This window comes from Enterobacter genomosp. O (assembly GCF_001022965.1).
GTDB lineage: Bacteria > Pseudomonadota > Gammaproteobacteria > Enterobacterales > Enterobacteriaceae > Enterobacter > Enterobacter cloacae_L.
Map to the genome: position 1 here is coordinate 497,113 of NZ_LECZ01000025.1, position 26,140 is coordinate 523,252.

Consider the following 26,140-nt stretch of genomic DNA (forward strand, 5'->3'; position numbering starts at 1 on the left):
GTGTCATTATGATTAAATCATTAACGTCCTTATCAGATTTAAATATGCGCTCCGGCGCCGATATTCTCCTTGAGGTGCTGGAGAGTGAAGGCGTGGAATATATTTTTGGCAATCCCGGCACCACCGAACTTCCCCTCATCGATGCTCTGCTTCGTCATGAAAATATTCACTATGTTCTGGCGCTCCAGGAGAGCAGCGTGGTTGCCATTGCCGACGGCTACGCAAAAGCCTCCGGCAAAACCGGCTTTATCAATTTGCATACCGCCAGCGGTCTGGGGCACGGCATGGGGAATCTGATTAATTCGCGGATCATGAAAACTCCGCTGGTTGTCACCGTCGGACAGCAGGACACGCGCCACTACGTCCGCGACCCGCTTCTGTATGATGACATTGTCTCTATTGGTTCCCCGGTCATGAAGTGGGCGCAGGAGGTCACCAGCGCCGACCAGCTCCCGGTGCTGGTGCGACGCGCGTTTCACGCGGCCAGCTACCCTCCGGGTGGCCCGGTCCTGCTCTCTCTGCCGATGAACGTTATGGAAGAGCTGAGCGACGCCGGGATACAGACGGCGTCCAGAGTGGACTATCACACCGTCGCGGGCTCGCTGGACGAGCTGGCGCAGGCGCTCAGCGCGGTTCCCCCCGGCAGGGTCATGATTGTGGCGGGCGATGAAGTTCACTCCAGCGGCTCGACGCAGGAGATTGTCCAGCTTGCGGAGGCGCTTAGCGCCCACGTCTACGGCTCCTCCTGGCCGCTGAATTTGCCTTTTCCCACCCAGCACGCGCTCTGGCGGGGCAACATGCCCACCACCGCAGGAGAAATCGCCAGCGTCATCAACGCCTACGATGCCGTATTTATCATCGGCGGCAGAAGCCTGATCGCCATTTTGTATAGCGAGGGCGAGGCCATTCCGGAAAGCTGCGCGGTGTATCAGCTCTCGGCGGATATGAACGAGCTTGGCCGCTCGTATGCCACTCGCCTCTCGGTGATGGGTGACATCAAGCTCTCTCTGCGCGACCTGCTGCCGAGACTGGACCAGCACCGGGCTGCCAGCAAGCTGCTCCACCAGCAACTGCTGGCTAAGGCGCGCGTGGAGCGGGAAAACGAGTGGCGGCAGCAGGAAGAACGCCTGGCCGCCGAACGGTTACGCCCGGCTATCTCCCCGATGGTGGCGGCCTGGGAAGTCATCCGCGCCATTCCGGCGGGCACGACGATTGTCGATGAGGCGATTGCCACGGCCAGACACGTCCGCAGGTTTATCTCCGATCGTCAGCATCAGCGGTACTACTTTATGCGCGGCGGCGGTCTGGGCTGGGGGATGCCCGCAGCAGTAGGCCACTCGCTGGGGCTGGGGCGCGAGCCGGTAGTGTGTCTGGTTGGCGACGGCGCCTCGCTGTATTCCCCGCAGGCGCTCTGGACGGCAGCGCACGAAGCGTTGCCCGTCACCTTTATCGTGATGAACAACCTGGAGTACAACATCCTGAAGAACTTTATGAAAGGTCAGCCGGGCTACAGTTCGACGAAGCTGGGGCGTTTTATCGGGATGGATCTGATTAACCCGCAAATTGATTTTCAGTCGCTGGGCACCGCGTTGGGCATCCGCTGCTGCCGGGTCACCCAGGCCGCGGATATCGCCACGGCGGTGACGCAGGGGCTGCAGTCCGGAAAAACCAACTTGATTGAAATTGCCATTTCCGCAGATTGATCGGCCGTTTTAGATGTACCCTACAAAAACACCTATAACCGAAACGCCTCTAACCGCTTAATCTGCCGCCCTTCCCCGTCAAAATTCTCCGCCGCCAGCCAGGCGCGCAGCTCCGCGTCTCTTTGCGGCCATTCGCCGTCAATAATAGAAAGCATATCGCTGTCCCGGTTGCGTCCCTTGCGCACCAGCTTCTGGCGCAGGCGCCCTTCCCAGACAAACCCCAGCCGCTCCGCCGCCCTGCGCGACGCCACGTTCATGGAATCGCACTTCCACTCCAGCCGACGGTAGCCGTGCTCAAAGGCATTTTTCAGCAGCAGCCACACCGTTTCGGTACCGATGCGGGAGCCTTTCATCTTCCGCGACCAGGTCACGTGGCCAATCTCGACCGACCCCAGCAGACGCTCGTTGGCCATATAGCTCACCAGCCCCACCGCCCGCTCGGTGCGTAAATCAATGACGGCAAACGGCACCAGCTCATCGTCCATCACCTTCGCCACGATCCAGTGCGCGGTGGCTTCCACGCTCGTCGGCTGCGTGCTGGCAAGCCACGTCCAGTCGCTGTCGTCGCCCAGGGCATACGCCTCATAGAGATCGGCCGCGTGGCGATCGGCATCCAGCACCTCCAGACGGCAGTACTGGCCGAACAGCGGCGTGCGGGTTAAGACGCGCGCGCCCGTCCAGCCAGGCACGATATCGTTAACGGTTTGACCATGTTGATTGATTTCTGGCACGACGTTGACTCCCTGAAAGGTAAGGATTTTGTTATAGCAGGTTAAAAAGCGGGCGAAAAGCAGCGTATTTTAATAGCCCGAGCGCATGCGATATTCCAGGAAGGCATAAGGAAAGCTGAATTTCGACTTTGCGTAATGTCAGAGACGACCTAACGTAGCGGAGCATAAAACAATCACAATATATTCTTCTCAGGGATCGCTATGACTAAAAAATTGCTGCCGTTACTGGTGCTGGCTGCGCTCTCAAGCGCTGCCCACGCCGCTACTCCGCCCAACACGCTGGTTGTTGCCCAGGGGCTTGATGACATCGTGAGCCTCGACCCGGCTGAAGCCAACGAGCTCTCCAGCATCCAGACCGTGCCGAGCCTGTATCAGCGCCTGGTACAGCCGGACCGCGATAACCCGGAAAAAATCACCCCGATTCTGGCGGAAAGCTGGGACGCCGACGCGGCCGCAAAAACCCTGACCATCAAGCTCAAGCCCGATGCAAAATTCGCCTCCGGCAACCCGCTGCGCCCGGAAGACGTGATCTTCTCGTACACCCGCGCCGTGACGCTGAACAAATCCCCGGCCTTTATCCTGAACGTGCTGGGCTGGGACGCCAGCAACATCGCCAGCCAGCTGAAAAAGGTGGATGACCATACCCTCCAGCTTCACTGGACGGCGGATGTGAGCCCGTCGGTGGCGCTGAATATTCTCTCTACGCCGATTGCCTCCATCGTGGATGAAAAGCAGGTTGCGGCGAACGTGAAGGATAACGACTTCGGCAACGCGTGGCTGAAAATGCACTCGGCGGGCAGCGGCGCGTTCAAAATGCGCGTCTATCAGCCGCATCAGGCTATCGTGCTGGAAGCCAACGACTCCGCCCCCGGCGGTGCGCCGAAGCTGAAAAGCATCATTATTAAAAACGTCCCCGATCCGGCCTCGCGCCGCCTGCTGATCCAGCAGGGTGATGCCGACGTGGCGCGCGATCTGGGTGCAGACCAGATTAGCGCGCTGGACGGCAAGCCGGGCGTGAAGGTGCTTAGCATCCCGTCCGCGGAGCAGAATTACCTGGTGTTTAACACCGGCAACAGCGCCAACCCGCTGCTGAACAACCCGGCCTTCTGGGAAGCGTCACGCTGGCTGGTCGACTATGAAGGCATCACCAAAAATCTGCTGAAAGGCCAGTATTTTGTTCATCAGAGCTTCCTGCCGGTCGGCCTGCCGGGCGCGCTGGAAGACAATCCGTTTAAATTTGACCCGGCGAAGGCGAAAGCGATCCTCGAGAAAGCGGGCATTAAAGACGCGCACTTCACCCTCGACGTGGAGAACAAGGCGCCGTTTATCACCATCGCCCAGTCGATGCAGGCGAGCTTTGCGCAGGGTGGCGTGAAGGTGGATCTGCTGCCCGCGGCGGGTAGCCAGGTGTACGCACGCGTGCGCGCGAAGCAGCATCAGGCGGCGATTCGTCTGTGGATCCCGGACTACTTCGATGCGCACTCCAACGCCAGCGCCTTCGCGTGGAACGACGGCAAATCCAGCACCGTGGCGGGGCTTAACGGCTGGAAAATTCCGGAGATGAACAAGGCCACGCTGGCAGCGGTAGCCGAGCCGGATCCGGCGAAGCGTCTGGATCTGTACAAGAAAATGCAGGAACAGCTGCAGCATAGCTCGCCGTACGTGTTCGTCGATCAGGGCAAAACCCAGATCGTGGTTCGCGATAACGTGAAGGGGTATCAGCAGGGGCTGAACGCGGATATGGTCTGGTACGATCGCGTTACGAAGTAGCTTTTCTCCCTCTCCCTGTGGGAGAGGGTTGGGGTGAGGGCAACATCGCGCAACAGAGCCGCCTGTTTCCCCTCACCCCCGCCCTCTCCCAACGGGAGAGGGAGCCGTCCGTGCATATTTTCAGGATAACGGTTTTCCCATGCCACATCTTTCCACCCGCGTGCTGCAGGGTCTGCTGACCCTGCTGCTCACGCTTTTCGGGCTGCTGCTCGTCACGTTTGCGCTTTCGGCGTTTTCCCCGGTCGATCGCGTGCTGCAGATCGTCGGCGATCACGCCAGCCAGTCAACCTACGATCAGGTTCGCCACCAGCTCGGTCTGGATCGGCCCCTGCCCGTGCAGTTCTGGCACTATCTGCAAAACCTCGCCCACGGTGATTTAGGCACCGCCAGCGCCACCGGACAGCCGGTGCTGCAGGATCTGCTGCACGCCTTCCCCGCCACGCTGGAGCTGGCGACCCTTGCCTTAATCATCGGTGCCGTACTCGGCGTGATTGCCGGGGTGCTGTGCGCCCGCTACGCCGGTTCACCGCTCGATTTAGCGCTCAGAACCCTCACCCTGCTCGGCAACTCGGTGCCGATCTTCTGGCTCGGCCTGCTGATGCTGGCCCTGTTCTACGCGAAGCTGCAGTGGAGCGCGGGTCCCGGCAGGCTGGACGACATCTGGCAGTTCACCGTGGAGCCGCGCACCGGCTTTGCGCTGATTGATACCTGGCTTTCCGGCGACCGCGAGGCGTTCCGCAACGCCATCAGCCACCTGGTGCTGCCGGTGCTGCTGCTGGCGTACTACTCGCTGGCGAGCATTACCCGCCTGACGCGATCCGCCTGCCTGAGCGAGATGAACAAAGAGTACATTCTGCTCGCCCGCGCCAAGGGTGCCGGGGAGATGACCATCCTGCTGCGCCACGTGCTGCCGAACATTCGCGGCACCCTGCTGACGGTGATTGCGCTGGCCTACACCAGCATGCTGGAGGGCGCGGTATTAACCGAAACCGTCTTCTCGTGGCCGGGCATCGGGCGCTATCTCACCACCGCCCTGTTCGCCGGAGACACCACCGCCATCATGGGCGGCACGCTGCTGATTGGCGTCTGCTTTGTGCTGATCAATAACCTTACCGACCTGCTCGTGCGGGCAACCGATCCCAGGGTGCGCTGATGCCGTTTTATCTTTTCTTACGCCGCCTGCGCCGCTCCCCCGCCGCCTTTTGCGGACTGATTGCCATCGCGCTGCTGGTGCTGATCGCCCTGTTCGCGCCGTGGCTCGCGCCGCTTGACCCGAACTGGCAGGACGCCGCTTCGCGCCTGCAGGCACCGAACGGCCAGCACTGGCTGGGCACCGACAGCTACGGGCGCGACCTGCTTTCGCGCCTGATTTACGGCACGCGACCGGCGCTCGGGCTGGTGGCATTAGTTACCGTTATCACCCTGCCCGCCGGGCTGCTGGTGGGGATTTTGTCCGGCTACTACGGCGGCTGGATGGAGCGCATCCTGATGCGCTTTACCGACGTGGTGATGTCGATGCCGCGCCTGATCCTCGCCTTCGCGTTTGTCGCGATGCTCGGCCCGGGGCTGGTCAACGGCGCGCTGGCGCTGGCCTTAACCACCTGGCCGGCCTACGCGCGTCAGGCGCGCAGTGAAATTCAGCGCCTGCGCCACAGCGATTACCTGGCCGCCGCCGAGATGATGGGCATTCGCGGCCCGCGCCTGCTGGTCGGGCATATTCTGCCCCTGTGTCTGCCGTCCGCGATTGTGCGGCTGGCGCTGGATCTGGCAGGCATTATTCTGGCCGCCGCCGGTCTTGGCTTCCTCGGCCTTGGCGCACGTCCGCCGATGGCCGAATGGGGCGCGATGATCGCCGACGGCATGCAGGTGATTTTCGACCAGTGGTGGATTGCCGCCATTCCGGGCGGGGCCATTCTGTTCGCCAGCCTGGCCTTTAACCTGCTGGGCGATGGCCTGCGCGACGTACTGGAGCCACAGCATGACTGAACACCGCGTCATCGTCGATGCGCTGAATATCGACTACCCCGCCGCGCGCGTGGTCAACAACCTGAGCTTCACGCTTGGCAACGAGCGGCTGGCGCTGGTGGGGGAATCCGGCTCGGGCAAGTCGATGTCCGCCCGCGCTCTGATGGGGCTGGTGCGTAAGCCCGGCATCGTGAGCGCGAACCGGCTTAACGTGCTCGGCAACGACCTGCTGACCCTGAACAGCGGACGCTGGCAGGCGCTGCGCGGCAACGGGATTGCGATGGTCCTGCAGGACCCGCGCTACGCGCTGAATCCGGCGAAAAACGTCGCCGCCCAGCTTGAGGAGGCGCTGACCCTGCATCAGCGCCTGCCCCGCGCTGAACGCCTGGCGCGCATTCACGACATCATCCGCGCCGTCGGACTCAACGAACATGTCCTCCAGCGCTACCCCGTTGAACTCTCCGGGGGCATGGGCCAGCGCGTGATGATTGCGATTGCGCTGATCAACAACCCGCAGGTGCTGATTGCCGACGAACCCACTTCCGCACTGGACGCCCGCCTGCGCAACCAGATCCTCGAACTGCTGGTGCAGCAGTGCGAAGAGCGCCAGATGGCGATGCTGCTCATCAGCCACGATCTGCCGCTGGTGGCGGAGCACTGCGACCGCGTGCTGGTGATGTATCAGGGCGAAAAGGTCGATGAGATGGCGGCAAGCCAGCTCCCGCAGGCGACGCATCCTTACACGCGCACCCTGTGGACCTGCCGTCCGAGCGCCAGTACCTATGGACAGATGCTGCCGACGCTGGACCGCTCGCAGCCGTGGAAGGAGGTGAACAATGGCTCTCGTTGACGTAAACCAGCTCCAGGTGAGCTTCGGGGAGAAAACGGCGGTCTCCGCCGCCAGCTTTGCTATTGAGAAAGGCGAGACCTTCAGCCTGATCGGTGAATCCGGCTGCGGGAAATCGACTATTCTGCGCGTGCTGGCGGGGCTGCAGCGCGAGTGGAACGGCCGCATTTCGATCCTGGGAGAAGCGTTACGGCCAGGACGACGTTTTGAAGGCGAGCTTCGCCGCAACGTGCAGATGGTGTTTCAGGATCCTTGGGCCTCGCTGCACCCGAACCACACAATTTCTCGCACCCTGTCAGAGCCGTTAAACATCCACGGTGAAACTCAGGTTGCCGAAAAGGTGGCGGATGCGCTACAGCAGGTGGGGCTTTCCGCCGACGCGGGTAAACGCTACCCGCACCAGCTTTCCGGCGGCCAGCGCCAGCGCGTGGCGATTGCCCGCGCGCTGCTGCTGCGCCCGCAGCTACTCCTGCTGGACGAGCCCACCTCGGCGCTGGATATGTCGGTGCAGGCGGAAATCCTGAACCTGCTCAACCGCCTGAAGGCCGAGCACGGCATGACCTATCTGCTGGTGAGCCACGACGCGGACGTGGTTGCGCATATGTCCGACCGGGCAGCGTTTATGGCGCACGGGGAGATCCAGCGGGTATTTGACCGTGAGGCAATGTTGAGGGGTGAGCATAGGATGGGGTAACCGTGCGGCGGCGAGCGCCGCACGGGTTTCGTAGGCCGGGTAAGGCGTAGCCGCCACCCGGCAAAAAATCACTTCAGCAGCTTCACCGTGGCATCAATGTCGATTTCATCTTCGGTGAAGATCATCGTCGTATTCTGGAAGGTGGTGATCGCCAGCTTCTTCACCGAACGCATTTCGCCCGGCTTTTTATCGGACTTCGGCTTGATGCTGTTCATCAGCAGCCCGACCGACAGCACCGCGTTCTCTTTGTCGATTTTGGTATCAACCGGCTCTTCTTCGCTGAACACCACGAAGGATTTGATCGAAGTGAGCTTCACCCGCTCGCCCGCAATATAGAGGTGCTTGCTTTCCGGGATCACCTTCACCGCATAGGCGGAGAGGCCTTTGTTATTGGTGGTTGGCTCAAAGGTCACCGCGGCATCTTTTTTAATCAGATCGGGGTTCGCGACCTTAATCACATGAAAATAGCGGTTGTCGCCGTTTTCATCTTTGATAAATCCAAAGCCTTTATCTTTAAACCACGTTGTGATTGTACCGTTCATCGCTGTTACCGCCTGTCAGATCGTAATGACTAAAGTTTTGCAGCGCGCAGTGTAATGCACAATGGCGGAGGAGACAAAAAAAAGCCCCTGCACGGAGGCAGGGGAAAACTCATGTCAGAGCTTATTAGTATTTAGTTGAACACCATCCCACCGTCGATGAGCAGCGACTGGCCGGTCATATAGTCAGAGTCAGGCCCGGCGAGGTATGAGACGCAGGCGGCGACATCTTCCGGTTCGGACAGGCGGCCAAGCGTAATGCGTTTGGCAAAGGTTTCGGTCCCGTAGCCGAGCGGTTTACCCGCCGCCTCGGAGACCTGACGGTCGATCTCCGCCCACATCGGCGTTTTCACGATGCCCGGGCAGTAGGCGTTAACGGTGATCCCCAGCGGCGCGAGATCCCGCGCGGCGGTCTGGGTTAAGCCGCGCACCGCGAATTTACTGGAACTGTAGACGGCCAGCTCCGGGTTACCGGTGTGGCCCGCCTGGGAGCAGGCGTTGATGATCTTGCCGCCGTGCCCCTCTTTGCGAAACGCGTCGATCGCGGCCTGAATGCCCCAGATCACCCCTTTCACGTTGATGTTGTAGACCTTGTCGACAATCTCCGGGGTGATGGATTCGATGGGCGTGGACGGCGCAACCCCGGCGTTGTTAACGATCACGTCGAAGCCGCCCAGCGCGGTGCGGGCCTTCTCGACCGCCGCAAACACCTGCTCGCGGTTGGATACGTCCACCTTCACGGCGACGGCGTTACCGCCGTTGCGGATGATTTCGTCGGCAACGGCTCTCGCCGTCTCGTCGTTATAATCCGCAATGGCGACGGCAAAACCATCTTTCACCAGGCGCAGCGCAATCGCTTTACCAATCCCCTGGCCTGAGCCCGTTACGAGAGCAACTTTTTGCATTTCTCTGTCCTTATATTGATTCACAAAATCTGGCTGAGATGGAGTTGGCCCATCAGCAGCGGGTTATCGCTGTAGTTGACGGGAATGGCTACCACCGCGGGGCCGTCGACATCCATTGCCGCGCGCAGCGTCGGCTCAAGCGCGTCCGCGCTCTCCACGGCGAAGCCCTTCACGCCGAAGGCGTCGGCATAGGCTTTGAAATCGACCGGGCCGAACTCGACGCCGGAAAGACGCTGGTATTTTTTCTCTTCCTGAATGGCGACCATGTTGTAGCCGTTATCCACCCAGATGATGTGCAGCACGTTGGCGTTGAGGCGCACCGCGGTTTCCAGCTCCATGCTCGACTGCAGGAAGCCGCCGTCGCCGGAAACCGACACCACCTTGCGCCCCGGATTCACCAGCCACGCGCCGATTGCCCACGGCAGCGCGACGCCCATGGTCTGCTGACCGTTGGAGATCATCACCTGACGCGCCCGGAAGCTGTAGAGGTAGCGGGCGATCCAGATGTGGAAGCTGCCCATGTCCACGGTGAGCGTTACGTCGTTATTCACGATGTCCTGCATGGCGCGGACGATGCGCAGCGGATGCAGGGCAAACTGGTTGAGCGAGGCACCGCGGCGGTCGAGCAGATCGCGCTGATGCTGGCGGTCGACCAGTATTTCTGACGCCCGCTGGCTCAGCTCCAGCTTACGATCGATGCGGTTAGCGAGCAGGTTCAGGGTTTCGGCGATGTCCCCCACCAGCTCCAGATCCGGCACGTAGTTACGTTCTTCATAGGCGGGCAGCACGTCAATGTGCACCAGCGTGGCGTCGCCGCTGTTCCACATGGACGGCTCGTACTCCACCGGGCTGTAGCCGATGCAGATAATCAGATCCGCCAGGTGGAGCAGCCTGTCGCCCGCCTGGTTGTTAAAGAGGCCGACGCGTCCGGCGAAGCGGGTGAAGTGCTCCTGGTTCACCGCCCCGGCGGCCTGATAGGTGCTGGTGACCGGAATACGGCTTTTCTCCAGCAGCTTGCGCAGCGCGGCGCTATTGGCCGGCTGGCTGGCCATCAGGCCGAGCAAAATAACCGGGTTTTTGGCGTTCTCGATAAGCTTCGCCACGTCGTTAATGGCGGATTCCGGCGCCGGGCCCATCAGTGCCGGGCCGCTGGCAGGTAAAATTGCGCCCGTCGCGGGCTGGTCGACAATATCCTGCGGCAGGCTGACAAACGCCCCGCCCGGCCTGCCGTGCTCGGCGGCGCGAAACGCGTTCGATACCACCTCGGCAATCGCGTCCGGCGAGCTGACTTCTACAGCGTATTTGGTGACCGGGCTGAACATGGCGACGGTGTCCATGCTCTGGTGCACCAGCTTGGCTTTATCCGCCCGCTTCACTGCCCCGCCCAGCGCCACCACCGGGTCGCCTTCGCTGTTGGCGGTGGCGATGCCGGTGATCAGGTTCGAACAGCCCGGCCCGGAGGTGACCAGCGCGACCCCGGCCTTGCCGGTCAGCCGCCCTACCGCTGCCGCCATAAACGCCGCGTTCGCCTCGTGGCGCACCGGGATGATCTCGATGGAGGAGTCCAGCAGGGAGTCAAAGACCTTGTCGATTTTCGCACCCGGGATCCCGAACACCTGCTTCACGCCCTGCGCTTCCAGCTGGCCGACAACCATATCGGCGCCGTGCGCCCACTGACGTGACTGTTTCTCACTGTTCACGGTAGTTCTCCTGTTAGTTTTCGACGGAACGGATCGCTGCATCAAGATTGCTGGGGTGAAGGTTGGCCTGTAAAAACGCGCTGTCGGCGGGCAGGTCAATCATTAGCTTGTGAATTTCACCGAAGGTGAGCACGCCGCTCTCCAGCTGGTAGTCGAGCAGATGTCCCCCGCCCTGACGGTCGTCGGTGATAAAGTGTTCGTGATAGCCCGCCACGTTAATGCCCTGCATATGCTGCGGCGTACGGAACCCGACCAGCACCCCTTCGCGCTGGTTAAAGCGGAACACCGGCTGGTCGTCCAGCACGTCGGTCATCGCGCGGTACGGCGGCTTCTGGCGCGGTACGGTGCGGGTGTGGGCGTGGCGGAAATTGCCGTCGATGCGCAGCGCGCAGAACAGGTTATCGGAGGGGATCTGCTGGTCGATCGCGTCGTGGATCTGCTGACGGCTGACCGGGCCATTGAAGGTTATCCTGTACTGCGGCTGGAACCAGGTCATCACCGCGAACGGCGTTTTCTGCTCTGGCTTCGCGGCCCGGGCGCTGCCGTCGGCGCGCAGCTGGTACACTTTGCTGCTGAAGGCAATCATTTCGCCGTCCAGCTCGTTGAAGGTGCCCAGACCAAAATCACCGTGTGCCAGCAGATCGGCGATGGTGGTCTCCCCCTCGTACACGCCGCTTAGCAGGGCGCTCATTAGCGATGTCTGATAGATCACGCTGTCAGGATGCTGGGCGGAGAACCCGCGCAGGGTCTCGCACAAACTGGCCTCACAGTCGCAGGCAGATGAATGCATCATCACGCTCGTCCTCTTCAACTTTATTTAGAAAGGTTAAATAAATGTTGACCCGATTCAGCAGAGAGTTCCAATATAGAATCCATGGTGGTTTGAGACGTTTTTGATATGGAACTTCGTTATCTGCGGTATTTTGTCGCGGTTGCACGCGAGCGACACTTCACCAGGGCGGCCGAAGCGCTGGGTATTTCACAGCCTCCTCTGAGTCAGCAGATCAAACGGCTCGAAGAGGAAGTGGGCACGCCGCTGTTCAGACGCCTGACGCGGGGCGTGGAGCTGACCGAAGCGGGAGAAGCCTTCTACGAGGACGCCTGCAAGATCCTGGCGCTGAGCGACGCCGCGCTGGAGAAAGCCCGCGGCATCGCGCGCGGGCTGAACGGCAGCCTGTCGATTGGCATCACCAGCTCCGACGCTTTTCATCCCAAAATTTTCGCGCTGATCCGTCAGTATCAGGTGCAGAACATGGCGGTGCAGGTTCACCAGGTGGAAGCCAATATGTCTTCGCTGACGACGATGCTGGCGGAGGGTGAGCTGGATATCGCCTTCGTGCGCCTGCCGTGCGAAAGCAGCAAGGCGTTCGAGTTAACAATCCTCGACCGGGAGCCGATGGTGGTGGCGCTACATCGCGACCATCCGCTGGCAGCAAGCGGCGATCTGGTGCTGGACCAGCTGTGTGATACGCCGGTGGTGCTGTTCCCGCAGGAGGTCGCGCCCGGCCTGTACGACAGGGTTTACGGCTGCTGCGAACGGGCCGGGATTGACGTGCAGCACGCGCTGCAGTCGTCACAGCTTTCCTCCTCCCTGAGCATGGTTTCCGCGGGCGGCGGCTTCGCCCTAGTGCCGAAATCAATGGCGGCCATTTCTCCACCGAATGTTACCTACCACGCGCTGAGCTCGCCGGAGCTTTATACCGATATCGCGCTCTGCTGGCGGCGCTTTGAACGCTCGCGGACGGTGAAGCGGTTTCTGGCGATGATGAGCGAGGGGTAGCGGCCGGTTTGGTTGGTGTTTTTTGTAGGCCGGGTAAGGCGCAGCCGCCACCCGGCAATGCCCTTCTGGAAGCCGCCTCGCAAACCTGCAAGCAACCTTATGTAATTCAGGGGCATCCCTTTTCATCCTTTCTTCACGGTCGTAAAGTGCCTGCGTTGCGGCACATCCGTAACCGGGCGTAGGAACCCGTTAGCATAACATGACACTTTTTTGCACAACGAGGATGCTAAATGGCTACTACACCTAACTTTTCTTATGCGCTCTCTGAAGAAAGCGCTGTTCATCACCTCATCAATCTTCAGCTTTGTGATTCCGCAGATCTCTTCGAACTGGCTGACACCTGCGCCGCCTGTGTGAGCGTGCTGGTTGAAACTGACGATCCCGTGACGTTTTCTATACTTTGCGAGCGCTTGCTGGAACTGCTTAAACGCCTCCGTGAACGTTGCGATACGGAACTTCCCCCGCATCTGGTTGAACGGCTCATCGCGGGGGAGAAGATCGTTTCCTGCATGCCGGACTGCTGGCAGGAGACGGCGTTGCAGGTGGATTATGCTGTGGCGCTAACGCTGGCGGTGATGGGCGGGACACTGCCTGCGAGCGTGGCGAAAGAACTCACCGGGCTGCTGCATGATATGGTCTGGCTGCTGGCTGAGTTTGTGAAGGAGCCGTATATTCCGGAGCATTGAGGCGTGTGATGGGGGGCCGGGGTTCTGCTGAGTAAAAAGCAGGATTTCGGCCTGTTGCAAACAAATTCAATGTCGAAAGTACAATAGGAGCGGTAACGATAGTAAAAGAGTAAATACATCACTAATTCTAGTTTTCTAGAAAACAGTAAATAGACCATCTTCATTATAAAAGTCAATGTGTTATAACAATTACTTATAAACGTAAGAAAAAGAAGAATTTATCCCTCATAACAAAATACCGCTTATGTATTTTTATTTATTGATTTTCACAAGACCTTTCGTTAAATTCGTTATGCTTTTATCATTAAAAATGAATAATACATTTCAACAGGAGGTTTTGTGTATATATCTTTTCTAAAAATAAATAACTTCAGGAAATTTGGAGATAATGATAATATTATCGGATTCGTCAAATCACACAGTGAATCGCCACAAAAAGATTTAGTCGCTTCGTCAACAACGCTCGTCATAGGAAAAAATAATTCAGGTAAAACAACTGTAACAAAAGCACTAGAGCTTTTATATTCTGACTCAGAAAAAATCACAGGCCATGATTTTAATTATAATTACTCCAAAGCCATACTTAAGCAAAATCTAGATGGCAGACAAGACATAACGCCAAAATTATCTTTTGAAATAGAGATTATTTTAGATGATAGCATGCATGACCTCACTGGCGATTTCAAATCTTTTATCGATGCGAAACGATCCTTAATTGATGGAGTGCGAAAAGCAAATATCTTTATTGAGTATGAAGTTAAAATAAAAGCAGATTATATATCAAAAATAGAAGAACTCAAAAAAAACCTCCCCAGCGAGAACGATAACCAAGAGAAAATCTTCAGAAAATACCTTGATATATTATCTAAAACTCAATTTAAAAGAAAAATTAAAAACTACCAAGGCGTATATTTAGATACCCTTACACCGAAAAACATCTTCGATTTGAGAGTTATCTCAGCAGCCAAAAACATTCACGACAAAAGGTTACTCACAAAGTCTTTTAATAAAATCATTAAATATATGTATGAATCTGATGCAGATGAATATGAAGGGATTCTAAATTTAGTCGATGGTAACAATGAAAATCTCACTCAGAATATTAAAATTAAACACCAATCAGGTGTTGAGAGAATTTTAGCCAAGATAATTTCTGATAAAGAAATTGGAATAGAGCTAAGATCTGAATTGACATTCGACAAACTAATGTCGGACTTAATTACTTATGAACATAGAGATGGAGATTTTCTTGTTCCAGAGAGTCAGTTTGGTCTAGGCTATGCAAGCTTAGTCAGTATTATTGGTGAAATAATAGATTACACAAATCAAAGTCTAAAAGAAACGAACCAAAGTAAAATTAGACTTTTATGCATTGAAGAACCAGAAGTATTCATGCACCCACAAATGCAAATTAATTTCATCAGACATATCCAAGAGGCATTAAATGAGATTTTATCCCATCAAGTAGAAAACCTAAATTCGCTCAAAAGTCAGATACTTATAACCACTCATTCATCTCATATTCTAAACAGCGTTATTCATAGCAGTAATACTTTTGATGACATTAATTATATTTACCTCAAGCACGGGAATGCTGCTAATGTCTTACTAAAGGATAAAGACATAGCAGATTCAAAAACTAAAATATTGCAATTTGAGTTTATTAAAAAACACATAAAACATCAAACTCCAGATTTATTTTTCTCTGATGCTATAATTTTTGTAGAAGGTATTACTGAAGAGCGCGTATTGAATTCTTATATTGAAAAAGATCCAATACTCAACCGAATGCATATTTCTGTATTCAGAATAGATGGTGCACATGCAAAAGTTTACGAAAAGTTAATAAATAAGATTCAAATTCCATCTTTGATCATTACTGATATTGATTTTAAAAAACAAATAAAGAAAAACAATACAAATATAATTGAAGATAATAAAATTATTGTTGAAGCTGTTGAAGCTGTTGAAGCTGTTGAATCTGATGAATCTGATGAATCTGATGAATCTGATGAATCTGATGAATCTGATGAATCTGATTCCAAGGTTCAGATCGTTGGCCAAATATCAACTCTCTCTGATGAATTAATAACTACAAACGCAACATTATGTCACTTTTTTAAAAACAACAAAATTTCAGCATTAAGTAATTATTATGTAAAAGATAATTTGATGGTTGTGTTTCAGAAAGATGGTATTGATATACCGAGAGTTTCTCCAGAAATCACTTATTATGCCACTAGTTTTGAAGAGGCATTTATCTTAAAGAATTATGATAATAATTTACTATTAAATGTACTTCTTAAGGTTATAAAAAAAGAAACATTGAGTACTCTTGGAAGCACAAGGAATACTAACAATATAGCTCATAACTCCAGAAAATTACAGAAACTATTGACCAATAAAAAAAGCGAATTTTCTAACAACCTCATTTTCTCTTTAGTTACAGCAGACCAGCCCAAGCCAGAACTTCCTGATTACATTTTAAAAGGATTTGAATGGCTTACATTAAAATTAAAAAGAGATGGCGTAAACTATGAAATTTAAACTTGACCAGCAGCAAATTGAAATCGAGAAAAGTGTTGAAGCCGAACTTTTAAACTTGATAAAAAATTTCAACTCTTTTTATTTTATATCTGGAGCCGGAGCTGGTAAAACTCATGCTCTCATTACAGGTGTTAATAAATTCATAACCGAAAACCATGCTGAATTGGTCGCTCATAGTCAAAAAATACTATGCATTACATATACAAACAATGCAGCTGATGAAATAAAACAAAGATTAGGCGATAATGATTTAGTAATAACTTCTACAATCCATTCTTACATTTGGGATGTTGTTAAGTTCCATATGGATTTACTACTTGATGAGCATGTTATTTTCTTAAGTGAGCAAATCACAAAAATTCAAAGTGAAATCTATGAATTAGAAACGAACGATATCACTTTATTAAAAGTAAGAAGCCTGGAAGAACATCACATTAACACAATAATAAGTCACATATTAAAAGATAAAAATAACTTTTATGGTTCTATTAAATCAGCCTCTGATTTTTGGGAGTACTTAAAATCCATTACTGATGAAGTTGTATTTAACCAACTTAGAGGGAATTATCAAAAATTATCAAGCATCCTAAAAAAACTAGTTAAGCATCAAGAGTACAAAGAGTGCATACTCAAGATTGAAGCTAAAGAAGACCGTTTCGATATAATAAAATATTTTAACACAAAAAATATTGAGGTACTGTATAGAAACATCATTGGACATAACACTTTATTATTGTATGCGTCCCGATTACTTCGTAAATATAAGTTGTTATTAAAATGCATCATCGATTCTCATCCACTTATTTTTATTGACGAATATCAAGATACGGATGAAAACATAATTAATTTATTTTTAGATATCGATAAGATTGCAAGAGAAGAAAACAAAAAATTATGCATAGGTTTTTTTGGCGACCCTATGCAAACAATTTATAAAGATAGCACGCATAGTGAATCGAATAGTCTCAAAAAATTGGTCAAAAACATCAACAGAAGATCGCATCAAAATATCGTGGCATGTATCAACAATATTAGAGGGGGACATCAAGATGTAAAACAGAGCCCGATGAAAATCCACATAGATCAATGTTGTCCGGCTTTGATTATTGAACAAGAAAGCAATTATAATTATAACTATTTAACTTCTGTAATTCAAAAACATAAAAGCGAATGGAGTATAAATGAAAAATCCAAGCTTGCATGTCTTGTTCTAAAAAATGAAATGCTGTCACAACTCCTTGGTTTTGAGACACTTTATAATACTATGCTAGATATTTACCAAGCGGAAAATACAAAAGGATTTGAGATAATTGGCTCGGAGTTTTTATTCAGAGAAATGCGATATGCAGGCCTTCTACCATCTATTTTGCACGACTTATTGATGCCTCTTTATATGTTAAAAAGAAAAGCGAACTTTTCAATTTCAGACTTTTTCAATAAATCCCCCATCCAAAACCATAATCTATCAGATGTTTTAAACTCTATAAGATTCATTGACTCATTAAATTTTAACACGTTAAGTGATTTTGTTAACGAAATATCTAAGTATTATCCAAGTCAAGATAATGAAATTCAGAAGATCATTAACTATAACTTCAATCTTGTCATTGAAGGTTTAGAGATATCAAAAAATAAAATCATCGAGGAATGCAGATTTAAAGATACAATCAAGCTTCCTCAACTATTAGACAGATTATTCCAACTTGATATGGAACAATTTTTCTTATGGCTAGACTTTATTTATCAAAAATACTCAGAAAGTTTAGTTTCATATTTAACTTGCCATGCATCTAAAGGTCTGGAGTTTGATAATGTATTAGTTTTTCTCTCCGATTCATTCAATAGAAAAGAAGGATATTTTTCTACTCTTTTAAATTCCGACATGAACAACAACCTAAATTCTCAATTGGAATCAGCAAGAAGATTATTGTATGTTTCAAGCTCAAGAGCTATAAACAATTTAAAGATTTTTCTTTTTACAAACAAAGAAATCGATGAAAACAAAATAACAAATTTATTTACTCACCCCCCTAAATGAGGTCTTTACTTAGCATGGTGTAAATATTGCCAAGGATGGCTAATCCCATCAGGCGTTGTGTAATTGCAAACGCTAATGGACCAGTACCAACCCACTCAGAGCGATTTCGAGTAAGAAAGGCAAGAAGTCTGTGGTGAGTCGAATTCTAAACGGACAGCGCACGTTAACGCTGGGTCATATGCGCGCGCTGGCGAAGCGTTTTGGCGTACAGGTGAATGCATATGTAGGGAATTGATTAGGATGGAATTCTACTAGGTGTTCAGAAAAAAGTGACGCAGCTATTCTGTTCGCCATTGAACGTTGACTCAACAATTGTGCCATCTGCTAGAAATGGCTCAGCATCACCATAAAGAAAGGCAAACATGCTAGCCATGTCGTGGCTAAAACCTTACGGTAATTGTAGAAGTACATCACTGCCTTCAAACACTTCCCTCAAACACTTTCCAAGCGATTTAGAGTCTTTTGCTGCAGGAATGACCACATGATATTCCCTGATACCAATCATTTTTACAGCATTTTCATTAAGCACGATCACAAGTTTGTCTTCAGTGAGCTGAACAGAACGAATAGAGTCTGTTAACTCATATTCCGTTGACTCACTCTGAAATCCAATGCATTCATTAACGGGTAATTCATCTTCGTCGAATCGTCCGATAATGATGAAATTTTTTGGATCATGACTGTCATCCCCTATTCCGATGGTGAATACATCATTTTCTTCATAGCAGTTAATACACGCTGCAATAAGATTTTTAACATTACTCATCAGTTCTCCTTATCTTGAACCATTTTGCTCCTGATAGATTTTTACCGAAAACCTGATATTCATTAATATGATTAGTAGCTTAAGGCAGTCGAAAATGACATCCGCACAAATGTTTTTAATATTGCTCTTTTTAAAAGAGCAAAATATATATTCCCAGCATAGCGAAACGGCTGTTGCTTCTATGATATTTGCTGCATCAGTTACGCCCACCTTTCAGCAATTGATGGACTTCGCAAAGGTCACCGCAAGTACCCTTTATTAAAAATCAAGATCGACTTTAATTACACCTGATGCATTTATTTTATCATCCTGAACAGTAAGCATATCAACAAACTCATCGAAGGAGTTTGCTATTTTCGTCAACCCGGAGGTCACTACCGAATCATTGAATATTGGATCAGACTCGTGATCCCAAAACCAGATCTCTCCCGACATACCTCCCTTGAGGCAAAGACAGATTTGATTATCACCAGACGAGGCTCCTATCGGTAACCATTGATCGCGAAAATCATTCCGGTATGTATCAGCCATTTCAAAGACAGTATATTCTTTACCCGATTCTGCAAGGCCGTACAAAGACTCAAGCGTATCGTTTCCTTGCTCATCAGACCACGGAGATGGTTGTAACGCCTTGAAAAAAATATTTACATCAAAAAGAACAGAAACGCCAAAATGAAGTAAATAGGCACGATAACTTTCAGGAATTGGCCCTATTGATGTTTCTAATGTATTTAAACTCTTTTTCAGTTCATCTAATGGTAATAATGTCGATTTCGCTCCAAAGCGCTTTAATTTTTTCAACAATGTTCTTTCCTACATATATCTGATTCGTAGCCAATATGTGGCACATTGGCATGAAGCTCTCTCGGCAGAAGAATTATGGTATTCGCACTCAGATGATGTGGAGTAAGCATTTTTTCCCTTAACAAATTTTGAGCCGCTTTCTGTGTAATGCCTTTTTTCTATGCAATGGCATTATTACCAATGATAAAACACAAGCATATCTGACATTCTTTTTATTACTGTTTATCTATTTACTAACATCTAAATGTAAAAAAATAAGCCATGATCATATTCTGATTATGGCTTTATTTTAAAATATCATAAATCAACAGTTACATTCTTTCCTGCATCAAGAGATGTCTCACAAATTTTCTTGTAAAATTCCATAAAGCTATTAGTAATTTTATAGATATTGCCGCACTCATTTTTCTCAGCGATCTCAAACTCTTGGATATCATCCTCAGCATGTAGATGTGTTCTGTCCCAATAATACACACCTTGGCTTTCACTACCATTTAATATAAGGTAAAAGTTACCTCCAGAATCATCACCAATAATTAACTTATCATCGATAAAATCAAGTTCATTTAAAAAATTCTCATTTTGACGAAAAATATCGTGATTAGGATTTTTCATATTCATTCCAAAAAGAGCATAGAAAGCGATAATCCCTTCATTGACACCTTCGTACTCCAACTCACAAAAATCCGGAGATTTTACAACAAAACCATTTTTCATCCTGAGAAATTCTTTATAATCTTCTGGCAAACTGACTTTGAATTTTTCCTCCAAAATTTTAATTTCTTTTTTATTTGCAGGCTTACCGCATGAAATAGGCATAGGCTCTCCTTACTAAGGTCATGACTTCTTGATCTTAGATGCTCCACCTCTATGGAAAAATTGATTGTAGAAATAAAAGCCGGAACTTAATGGTTTCCGGAATATTTCATTCATTTATTTAAATCAAAAAACCATTCAATGAAAGAATTAAAGTCTACCCATTGAGGATTTAATTCCCCCTGTAGGAAGTTAGTTAAAGCATCCCCTACATTGATAAATAAAACCTCTCCATTTTTTTTGTTATAAAAATACCCACCCTCGCTTTGAAAACCATCCAAGGGAATATACTCGTTTGGTATTTTTAATATTTCATGTGTTCTCTTAAGTTCAAGTTGGTACGAGGAATTTATGACAAACCAGCAGATCTGATAAATTTCATGATTCCTGCTATGAAAAGTAGCCCCATCCTCAACGTGCAAATAAAATTGAGCAAAATCAGAAGAAAGGTCAATACCTAAAGAAAGCAAAGCATCACTATACTCTTGAGTGATATCATCATACCACCAACCTCGAGATTGACTCATTAGCGTTATTTTCTTAGATAACATAATCTCTCAACCACATTTTGTTTTTCGGCTATTTAATTTTCGTAGCTCTCCCCCTTCAATATGCTTCACGGCACAGATTAAACCAATCTCATATTAAAGGAATAGGATGTACTTATTCAGTAAACTGAACCAACCTTAAATTATTAAAGCCAGGAAAATTTAAAAATCCATCCCGGCCTTTAGCTTACTGACTAATATATACGGAAGGTCCCATTAATTGTATATGCGAACACTTCAAATTTAAAAAAATATCTGCCCCCTTTATTATAACTTCACTATGGGGAGTGTTTTTTTGTATTTCTATTTTTGCTGGCATATCCGTAGACATACCTTCTATTTTTAAGAATTTTACTCCACTGCAATTTATACCACATCTACATCTATTATAACCTTTAACCCATTTTGGGGGAGGATTGTCAGGCAATTCATTAACAAGGTCAAAACATATTATTACCGTAGCAGCTTCGCGGTCTATTTTAATATCAAAGATGTCGATTTCATTCACTTCAACATCTCTACTGAAAACCTTGTTAAACAAAATACTACCTTCGATTTCATTCCAATACATATGACTCTCCTCAAAATTCATAATGATCCAATGTGCCAGGAACTGAACCTGTTCGAGTATTTTCGAACGGTCTTACATTTAAATGAGGACCTTGATTTCCAATTCCTCCAGGATAAACATGCCCAGCAGAATGGTCTTGAATAATAATTTTATTACCATCTGCTTTAGTAAATTGATACTCTCTTGTCCAGATTTGTTTACCGGCGCTATCAAAAATAGGATTTTTACTGGAATCCGTCATTGGGACATTTCTGTGGGAACCATTGAATCCAGTTTTAGGATTGAATATCCTATCTGGTTGTTGATTCATAGGAATACCGGCATCTCTTTTCGCTGCCCTAAAGGCTGCATTTCTCGATTTAAATTTAGTAGTACAGCTAGCAAGACCCAACGGATCAATCCACCCCAACGGGTTCGGAGCATACTGATAAAGGTTCCACCCACCATTCAGCCCAATCGGATCCTGCACAATAAACCGCCCGACCTGCGGGTCGTAGTAGCGGAACAGGTTATAGTGCAGCCCCGTTTCACCGTCAGCGTACTGCCCGGCATAGCGAAGCGGCTGGTGTGCCATCGCCGAGCGATTCACAACCCGTGAGAACCCTTCGCTCTGGTGGCGTACCTCGCCAAAGCTGCCGTACTGGCCGCTCCAGCGCACCGCGCCGCGCTCGTCGGTCACTTCCAGCGGCGCGCCGTTCAGGTCGGTATTGAACCAGTAAATCTCACCGCTGCTCTGGTCACGAAGGTGATCCACCCGCGCCAGCGGGCTCCAGGCTTCATTCGGGTCGTAAATATACGTGCTGCACAGCCCGCTCTCCTGCTGCTCCTGCAGCAGGCGGTAGCCCTGCCACAGGAAGCGGGTGTCGGTGGTGCCGTGCGTCGTGGTGACGATTTTGCGCGTGCGGCGGCCCAGCGCGTCGTAGTGATAGCGTGCCTCAAACCGTCCTTCCCGCCCGGTTCCCCGGGCGGACACCAGACGGTTCTCGGCGTCATAGGCATAATGCTGCTCATACAGCCCGTTCCGGCGGCTGACCAGGTTGCCCCAGTGGTCGTATTTCATGAACAGCGCCTGCCAGTGCTGCAGGCGGTTATCCGTGACCGGTACCGCATCGTCATTGCCGGCGAGGTTATCCGCGGCGTCATAGCTGAACTGCGCGCGGCTGTGCCCCTGTCGGGCCTCGTAGTGCTTCAGCAGACGCCCTTCGGCGTCGTAGCCGTAGTCCACCTCTCCGCGCAGGCTGTCGCTGACGCCGGAAAGCTCGCCGCGCGCGGTGTAGCGATACAGGCGTTCCAGTAGCGCCTGCTCCGGCAGGGTCACGTCCGTGCTTAATTCGCTGCGCTGCAGAGTGCGTCTGCCGAGACTGTCATACTGACGGAGCTGATCGCGCGCGCCCTGGGTGCGGCGCACCTCGCGGTGCAGGCGGTCGCGGGTGAACTCGGTCACCAGCTGCTGCCCGAAGCGGATGGCGCTGACGTGGCCGGAGCCGTAGTGCAGCCAGGCCAGCTTTTGCTCGCCGGGCAGCGTCAGGCCGGTCAGGTTACTCAGGGCATCCCACTCGTAGCCCACCGCACCGTTAATGCCGGTCTCGCTCAGCACGCGCCCGGCGGCGTCGTGGCGGTAAGCGATCTCATCGCTTTCGATACCCAGGGCAACGCCTTCGGCGGTTGGCGTGCGGCGAATGCGGGTAATCTGGCCGCTCAGGTCGCGGAAGTAGCGGTACTCCGCGTGGCGCTGAGTGCGCCCGATCAGCAGCCCGCTGTCGTCATAGCTGAACTGCTGGACGCGACGGGCGATGCCGCCGTCGGCGGCAGGCCGGCCGTTTTCTTCGAGCGCGCAGAGGAACCCTCGCGCGTCCCATTCCATATGGCGCACGGTCTCGTCCGGCCGCATTTCGCTGAGCGGGCGACCCACGGCGTCGTAGGTGAAGCGGTATTCCGCCCCGTTGCCGTTATCGAGTCGCAGCAGGTTACCGCGCGGGTCGTAACGCCACTGCCGCACGCGGCCAATACGGTCGGTAAGGCTGACCGGGAGGCCGAGCGCGTTGTAGGCCCAGCTCACCTCGCTTTCCAGCGGGTCGCGCCAGCCCGTGAGCTGGCCGCGTTCGTTCCACACCAGCGACTCGCGGCTGCCGTCCGGATGGATCACGGCGCTCAGCAGCCCGGCACGGCTCCACTCCCGCCGCGTGATATTCCCTTCCGCATCCTCGCTGGCAATCAGTTGCCCGAAGCGGTCGTAGGTGAAGCGGGTGACGCTGCCGGAGCAGTCGGTGCGCTGCGTCAGCAGCCCCTGGTGATTCCAGACCAGACGCACCACGCCGCCGATGGCGTCGGTGATGCTCTCCGGCAAGTTTTCTTCTTCATCGGGATAGTCATACGCGGTGGTGCTACCGGCCGGATCCGTTTCCGACAGCAGGCGACCGCGAAGGTCGTACATGGCCTGCGATGAGGTACCGTCCGGGTAAACCGTGCGGGTGATGCGGTCGGTCAGGCGATGCCAGTGATACTCCGTGCGGCGGCCAGCCGGGTCCGTCTCGCTGGTCATGCGGCCGTATTTGTCCCACGTGCTGCGGCGCATTGCCCCGCCGGGCAGAATAACGTCGCAGAGCTCGCCGTCGCGGTAAACAAACGTCGTCTGGCGACCGTCGTAATCCGTGAAGCGCGCGACGTTGTCGTCGTCGTCCACCAGCCAGTGCGCCTGCGCGCCGTCTTCACGGGTCGCGCGGCGGGTGCCGTTATCAAAATCGTATTCGAACGTCAGCTGTTCGCCGCCGCTGTGGCGGAAGCCGACCACCCGCGGCAGGCCGTCAATCTCCCGCCAGCGGTATTCGCTCAGCAGGCCGTTGGCGTCCTCGTGGGTGCTCATCAGCCCGTCCTGCCAGCTGAAGCGTCGGCGCACGCTACCGCCCCGGCCGGTCACGGAGACCAGCTGGCGCTGTTCATCATAAGCGTAACTGACCAGACAGATCTCGTCATCCAGCCAGGCGCCGACGAGCCTGTCACGGTCGTAGCGGCAGACTACCCGCTGGCCCGCGCTGTCGGTCAGGGCATGCAGGGTATTATCCGCATTCCACTCGAAGAGGATATCGTTGCTGCACGGTTCAGAGATGCGCTGGAGCAGCGACGGGGCATCCTCCCGCAGCGGTGCATAGTGCCAGCGCTCGCCGCTGACGTCATACACCGACCAGCTGTCGTCCTGGTGATGTTCAAGCCAGTTTTTTTCGCTTTCGCAGTAGGTGCGCAGCCCTTTCGGGACCTTCGGGAAGGCAACGTAATCGCCGGACGGCGCGCGCCACACCAGGCCGCCCTGATACGTCTCCAGGCGGCTTTCCCAGAACAGGCTCCAGCCGCGGCCCAGCACGCTGTCGCCGGGGTTGCCGCTGCGCCAGTAGCGCTGCCAGCGCACCGGAAGACGGGAAGGCAGGACGAAGTCCAGCTCATCATCCCCGCTGAGAAACTTCTGTCCGCTGACGATATCCACCGGGCGGGCGATGATCCCCGCGGCCGCCACGCCGGTCATCAGCGTGCCGGCGCGACAGGCGATACGGGCCAGCTTGTTGATGCCGGGGATTTTGCCCAGCAGCTTAGAGAGCGCCCCAACTTTGCCAGCGGCACCGCCCCACCCGCCGAGCAGGCCGGCGAACAGCAGGGTTAGATCGGAGACTTTGTAGAGCCACTCGGGCACTTCAGACTGAATGGGCAGGGTTTGCTGCGGGTCGCCGCCGATAATGACGTTGTCCGAACCGGTCATCACCTTCGCGTCGCAGGTGGTGCGATCCCCGATGCGGGAGGCAGGCTGGCTGTTAATGGAGACGCGCTTAGAGCCTTCGGCCATCTGCTGCGAACCGTCGTCAGAACAGTCGACGGTGCTATCGGTGGCAAGCGCGGCGGGTTTACCGTTGATAAACACGTTGGGCGAGCCGGAGGTGATGACGCCTTTCTTCGTCATGCTGGATGCCCCGGCGTCCGCGATGCTGTCCCGGGCGGCGGTTGCCAGCTCCCCGGTGTAATACCCCACGGCCAGGCTGGCGCCGACGAGCAGGACGCCCACGCCAAGGCAGGATGCGCCGAGACCGGCAATAAACATGGCCCCCGCCAGAATGCCCCCGGCGGCGGCAATCAGGCCACCGACAATCGTTCCGGCAATCATACCGGCCAGCGCACCGGAGTGGCCGATATCATCACCAACGCGTGCTGCTTCAAACATAACAACGGTCCCTGAAGTTAATGGTGGAAGCGGAAGCTCCTGAGAAGATCGCCAAACAGCGCGCCGTCGGCATCGCCCAGCGCGCGGGTGCAGGTCATGGTGAACACCAGAATGTTATCGCCGTCGACGTTAAACACGGCCTGCTGCTGCCAGATGCGTTTCCCGTCGCGCAGGTAGCTGGCATGGACGGTTTCACCCTGTGACAGGCCGTCGCCCAGCGTCGCGGCGCTGCGCTCACCCTGCTTCCAGCCCTTGATGTGCTTTGCCATCAGAGCGAGCTGGCGGTCGATATACGCGGCAAGCGCTTCGCCGGGGTTGAGGGCATCGCGGGAGATGTTGAACGCCGGCGCATCCGCCGCGGGCGGCGCGAATACGTTGACGGTACGATCCTGATAACCCTCAGGAACGTTGATCAGTCCTTCACTGAAAAGGCACTGCGAATGTTGTTCTGACATTGAGCGGGTCCCACCACATATTTTCAGAAGCGGTAAGTTTCGCATATGTGTTTAAGGCTGACTATCCCCAG

The 26,140-nt window shown here is 52.5% G+C and carries 22 protein-coding genes and 1 pseudogene; 11 read left to right on the top strand and 12 right to left on the bottom strand.

The features are described 5' to 3' along the window. Positions 1 to 8: 8 nt before the first annotated feature. Positions 9 to 1,703 (top strand): thiamine pyrophosphate-binding protein, encoded by a 1,695-nt coding sequence (locus ABR39_RS12290; RefSeq protein WP_047347162.1) that lies wholly within the window; start codon positions 9 to 11, stop codon positions 1,701 to 1,703. A 32-nt stretch (positions 1,704 to 1,735) separates the two neighbouring features. On the opposite strand, the gene ABR39_RS12295 is transcribed toward ABR39_RS12290, so the two are convergent. Then, positions 1,736 to 2,434, bottom strand: coding sequence for a GNAT family N-acetyltransferase (locus ABR39_RS12295; RefSeq protein ID WP_047347163.1), 699 nt, complete (start codon positions 2,432 to 2,434; stop codon positions 1,736 to 1,738). 201 nt (positions 2,435 to 2,635) lie between these two features. On the opposite strand from ABR39_RS12295, the gene ABR39_RS12300 reads away from it, so the two are divergent. The 5 genes from ABR39_RS12300 to ABR39_RS12320 all read left to right on the top strand — a co-directional run bounded on the left by ABR39_RS12300 (position 2,636) and on the right by ABR39_RS12320 (position 7,710). Then, positions 2,636 to 4,204: an ABC transporter substrate-binding protein gene (locus tag ABR39_RS12300; RefSeq protein ID WP_047347164.1), complete on the top strand. Its 1,569-nt coding sequence runs from the start codon at positions 2,636 to 2,638 to the stop codon at positions 4,202 to 4,204. Positions 4,205 to 4,343: 139 nt separating this feature from the next. Further along, a complete protein-coding gene (locus tag ABR39_RS12305; protein WP_047347165.1) occupies positions 4,344 to 5,357 on the top strand; it encodes an ABC transporter permease in 1,014 nt (337 codons plus the stop codon). After that, positions 5,357 to 6,190 (top strand): ABC transporter permease, encoded by an 834-nt coding sequence (locus ABR39_RS12310; RefSeq protein WP_047347166.1) that lies wholly within the window; start codon positions 5,357 to 5,359, stop codon positions 6,188 to 6,190. The genes ABR39_RS12305 and ABR39_RS12310 overlap by 1 nt, the downstream gene beginning before the upstream one ends. Further along, on the top strand, positions 6,183 to 7,019 hold the full coding sequence (locus ABR39_RS12315; protein WP_047347167.1) for an ABC transporter ATP-binding protein: 837 nt from the start codon (positions 6,183 to 6,185) through the stop codon (positions 7,017 to 7,019). Before ABR39_RS12310 ends, ABR39_RS12315 begins: the two co-directional genes overlap by 8 nt. After that, positions 7,006 to 7,710, top strand: a complete 705-nt coding sequence (locus ABR39_RS12320) for an ABC transporter ATP-binding protein (RefSeq protein WP_047347168.1) — start codon at positions 7,006 to 7,008, stop codon at positions 7,708 to 7,710. Before ABR39_RS12315 ends, ABR39_RS12320 begins: the two co-directional genes overlap by 14 nt. Positions 7,711 to 7,778: 68 nt before the next feature. On the opposite strand, the gene ABR39_RS12325 is transcribed toward ABR39_RS12320, so the two are convergent. The 4 genes from ABR39_RS12325 to budA all read right to left on the bottom strand — a co-directional run bounded on the left by ABR39_RS12325 (position 7,779) and on the right by budA (position 11,647). Further along, entirely contained in the window at positions 7,779 to 8,252 is a 474-nt protein-coding gene (locus tag ABR39_RS12325; protein WP_047347169.1) for a cold-shock protein, read from the bottom strand. Between the two features lie 131 nt (positions 8,253 to 8,383). Then, complete coding sequence (locus tag ABR39_RS12330) at positions 8,384 to 9,154, bottom strand: (S)-acetoin forming diacetyl reductase (protein ID WP_047347170.1); 771 nt, start codon at positions 9,152 to 9,154, stop codon at positions 8,384 to 8,386. A gap of 20 nt (positions 9,155 to 9,174) precedes the next feature. Further along, the gene (alsS, locus tag ABR39_RS12335; RefSeq protein ID WP_047347171.1) at positions 9,175 to 10,854 is read right to left on the bottom strand and encodes an acetolactate synthase AlsS; all 1,680 of its coding nucleotides are present in this window, start codon (positions 10,852 to 10,854) and stop codon (positions 9,175 to 9,177) included. 13 nt (positions 10,855 to 10,867) lie between these two features. Beyond that, positions 10,868 to 11,647 (bottom strand): acetolactate decarboxylase, encoded by a 780-nt coding sequence (budA, locus tag ABR39_RS12340; RefSeq protein ID WP_047347172.1) that lies wholly within the window; start codon positions 11,645 to 11,647, stop codon positions 10,868 to 10,870. A 105-nt stretch (positions 11,648 to 11,752) separates the two neighbouring features. Between budA and ABR39_RS12345 the strand changes: the two genes are divergently transcribed. The 5 genes and pseudogenes from ABR39_RS12345 to ABR39_RS26380 all read left to right on the top strand — a co-directional run. Continuing rightward, complete coding sequence (locus ABR39_RS12345; protein ID WP_047347173.1) at positions 11,753 to 12,634, top strand: LysR family transcriptional regulator; 882 nt, start codon at positions 11,753 to 11,755, stop codon at positions 12,632 to 12,634. A 230-nt stretch (positions 12,635 to 12,864) separates the two neighbouring features. Continuing rightward, positions 12,865 to 13,320 carry a hypothetical protein gene (locus ABR39_RS12350; RefSeq protein ID WP_047347174.1) on the top strand — a complete coding sequence of 152 codons (456 nt, stop codon included), beginning with the start codon at positions 12,865 to 12,867 and terminating at the stop codon, positions 13,318 to 13,320. A gap of 339 nt (positions 13,321 to 13,659) precedes the next feature. Then, complete coding sequence (locus ABR39_RS12355; protein WP_047347175.1) at positions 13,660 to 15,867, top strand: ATP-dependent nuclease; 2,208 nt, start codon at positions 13,660 to 13,662, stop codon at positions 15,865 to 15,867. Continuing rightward, positions 15,857 to 17,905, top strand: a complete 2,049-nt coding sequence (locus ABR39_RS12360; RefSeq protein WP_047347176.1) for a UvrD-helicase domain-containing protein — start codon at positions 15,857 to 15,859, stop codon at positions 17,903 to 17,905. Before ABR39_RS12355 ends, ABR39_RS12360 begins: the two co-directional genes overlap by 11 nt. 63 nt (positions 17,906 to 17,968) lie before the next feature. Continuing rightward, a pseudogene (locus ABR39_RS26380) lies at positions 17,969 to 18,140 on the top strand (helix-turn-helix domain-containing protein); the annotation flags it as partial. A gap of 153 nt (positions 18,141 to 18,293) precedes the next feature. Here ABR39_RS26380 and ABR39_RS12365 read toward each other — a convergent pair. The 7 genes from ABR39_RS12365 to ABR39_RS12395 form a co-directional block, all read right to left on the bottom strand. Then, complete coding sequence (locus tag ABR39_RS12365; protein WP_047347177.1) at positions 18,294 to 18,671, bottom strand: hypothetical protein; 378 nt, start codon at positions 18,669 to 18,671, stop codon at positions 18,294 to 18,296. A gap of 258 nt (positions 18,672 to 18,929) precedes the next feature. Beyond that, positions 18,930 to 19,475 carry an SMI1/KNR4 family protein gene (locus ABR39_RS24400; protein ID WP_047347178.1) on the bottom strand — a complete coding sequence of 182 codons (546 nt, stop codon included), beginning with the start codon at positions 19,473 to 19,475 and terminating at the stop codon, positions 18,930 to 18,932. A gap of 297 nt (positions 19,476 to 19,772) precedes the next feature. Beyond that, complete coding sequence (locus ABR39_RS12375) at positions 19,773 to 20,294, bottom strand: SMI1/KNR4 family protein (protein WP_047347179.1); 522 nt, start codon at positions 20,292 to 20,294, stop codon at positions 19,773 to 19,775. 110 nt (positions 20,295 to 20,404) lie between these two features. Further along, a complete protein-coding gene (locus tag ABR39_RS12380; RefSeq protein WP_240477064.1) occupies positions 20,405 to 20,818 on the bottom strand; it encodes a hypothetical protein in 414 nt (137 codons plus the stop codon). A 208-nt stretch (positions 20,819 to 21,026) separates the two neighbouring features. Continuing rightward, the gene (locus ABR39_RS12385) at positions 21,027 to 21,410 is read right to left on the bottom strand and encodes an Imm50 family immunity protein (protein ID WP_047347181.1); all 384 of its coding nucleotides are present in this window, start codon (positions 21,408 to 21,410) and stop codon (positions 21,027 to 21,029) included. Positions 21,411 to 21,420: 10 nt separating this feature from the next. Continuing rightward, positions 21,421 to 25,614 (bottom strand): HNH/endonuclease VII fold putative polymorphic toxin, encoded by a 4,194-nt coding sequence (locus ABR39_RS12390; RefSeq protein ID WP_047347182.1) that lies wholly within the window; start codon positions 25,612 to 25,614, stop codon positions 21,421 to 21,423. Positions 25,615 to 25,631: 17 nt separating this feature from the next. Continuing rightward, positions 25,632 to 26,069 carry a DcrB-related protein gene (locus tag ABR39_RS12395; protein ID WP_047347183.1) on the bottom strand — a complete coding sequence of 146 codons (438 nt, stop codon included), beginning with the start codon at positions 26,067 to 26,069 and terminating at the stop codon, positions 25,632 to 25,634. Between the last annotated feature and the right edge of the window lie 71 nt (positions 26,070 to 26,140).

Excerpts from the sequence above, each read along its gene's own strand:
- ABR39_RS12290 (WP_047347162.1), top strand. The coding sequence starts at position 9 with ATGATTAAATCATTAACGTCCTTATCAGATTTAAATATGCGCTCCGGC.
- ABR39_RS12300 (WP_047347164.1), top strand. The coding sequence starts at position 2,636 with ATGACTAAAAAATTGCTGCCGTTACTGGTGCTGGCTGCGCTCTCAAGC.
- ABR39_RS12305 (WP_047347165.1), top strand. The coding sequence starts at position 4,344 with ATGCCACATCTTTCCACCCGCGTGCTGCAGGGTCTGCTGACCCTGCTG.
- ABR39_RS12310 (WP_047347166.1), top strand. The coding sequence starts at position 5,357 with ATGCCGTTTTATCTTTTCTTACGCCGCCTGCGCCGCTCCCCCGCCGCC.
- ABR39_RS12315 (WP_047347167.1), top strand. The coding sequence starts at position 6,183 with ATGACTGAACACCGCGTCATCGTCGATGCGCTGAATATCGACTACCCC.
- ABR39_RS12320 (WP_047347168.1), top strand. The coding sequence starts at position 7,006 with ATGGCTCTCGTTGACGTAAACCAGCTCCAGGTGAGCTTCGGGGAGAAA.
- ABR39_RS12325 (WP_047347169.1), bottom strand. The coding sequence starts at position 8,252 with ATGAACGGTACAATCACAACGTGGTTTAAAGATAAAGGCTTTGGATTT.
- ABR39_RS12330 (WP_047347170.1), bottom strand. The coding sequence starts at position 9,154 with ATGCAAAAAGTTGCTCTCGTAACGGGCTCAGGCCAGGGGATTGGTAAA.
- budA (WP_047347172.1), bottom strand. The coding sequence starts at position 11,647 with ATGATGCATTCATCTGCCTGCGACTGTGAGGCCAGTTTGTGCGAGACC.
- ABR39_RS12345 (WP_047347173.1), top strand. The coding sequence starts at position 11,753 with ATGGAACTTCGTTATCTGCGGTATTTTGTCGCGGTTGCACGCGAGCGA.
- ABR39_RS12350 (WP_047347174.1), top strand. The coding sequence starts at position 12,865 with ATGGCTACTACACCTAACTTTTCTTATGCGCTCTCTGAAGAAAGCGCT.
- ABR39_RS12360 (WP_047347176.1), top strand. The coding sequence starts at position 15,857 with ATGAAATTTAAACTTGACCAGCAGCAAATTGAAATCGAGAAAAGTGTT.
- ABR39_RS12365 (WP_047347177.1), bottom strand. The coding sequence starts at position 18,671 with ATGAGTAATGTTAAAAATCTTATTGCAGCGTGTATTAACTGCTATGAA.
- ABR39_RS12375 (WP_047347179.1), bottom strand. The coding sequence starts at position 20,294 with ATGCCTATTTCATGCGGTAAGCCTGCAAATAAAAAAGAAATTAAAATT.
- ABR39_RS12380 (WP_240477064.1), bottom strand. The coding sequence starts at position 20,818 with ATGAGTCAATCTCGAGGTTGGTGGTATGATGATATCACTCAAGAGTAT.
- ABR39_RS12385 (WP_047347181.1), bottom strand. The coding sequence starts at position 21,410 with ATGTATTGGAATGAAATCGAAGGTAGTATTTTGTTTAACAAGGTTTTC.
- ABR39_RS12390 (WP_047347182.1), bottom strand. The coding sequence starts at position 25,614 with ATGTTTGAAGCAGCACGCGTTGGTGATGATATCGGCCACTCCGGTGCG.
- ABR39_RS12395 (WP_047347183.1), bottom strand. The coding sequence starts at position 26,069 with ATGTCAGAACAACATTCGCAGTGCCTTTTCAGTGAAGGACTGATCAAC.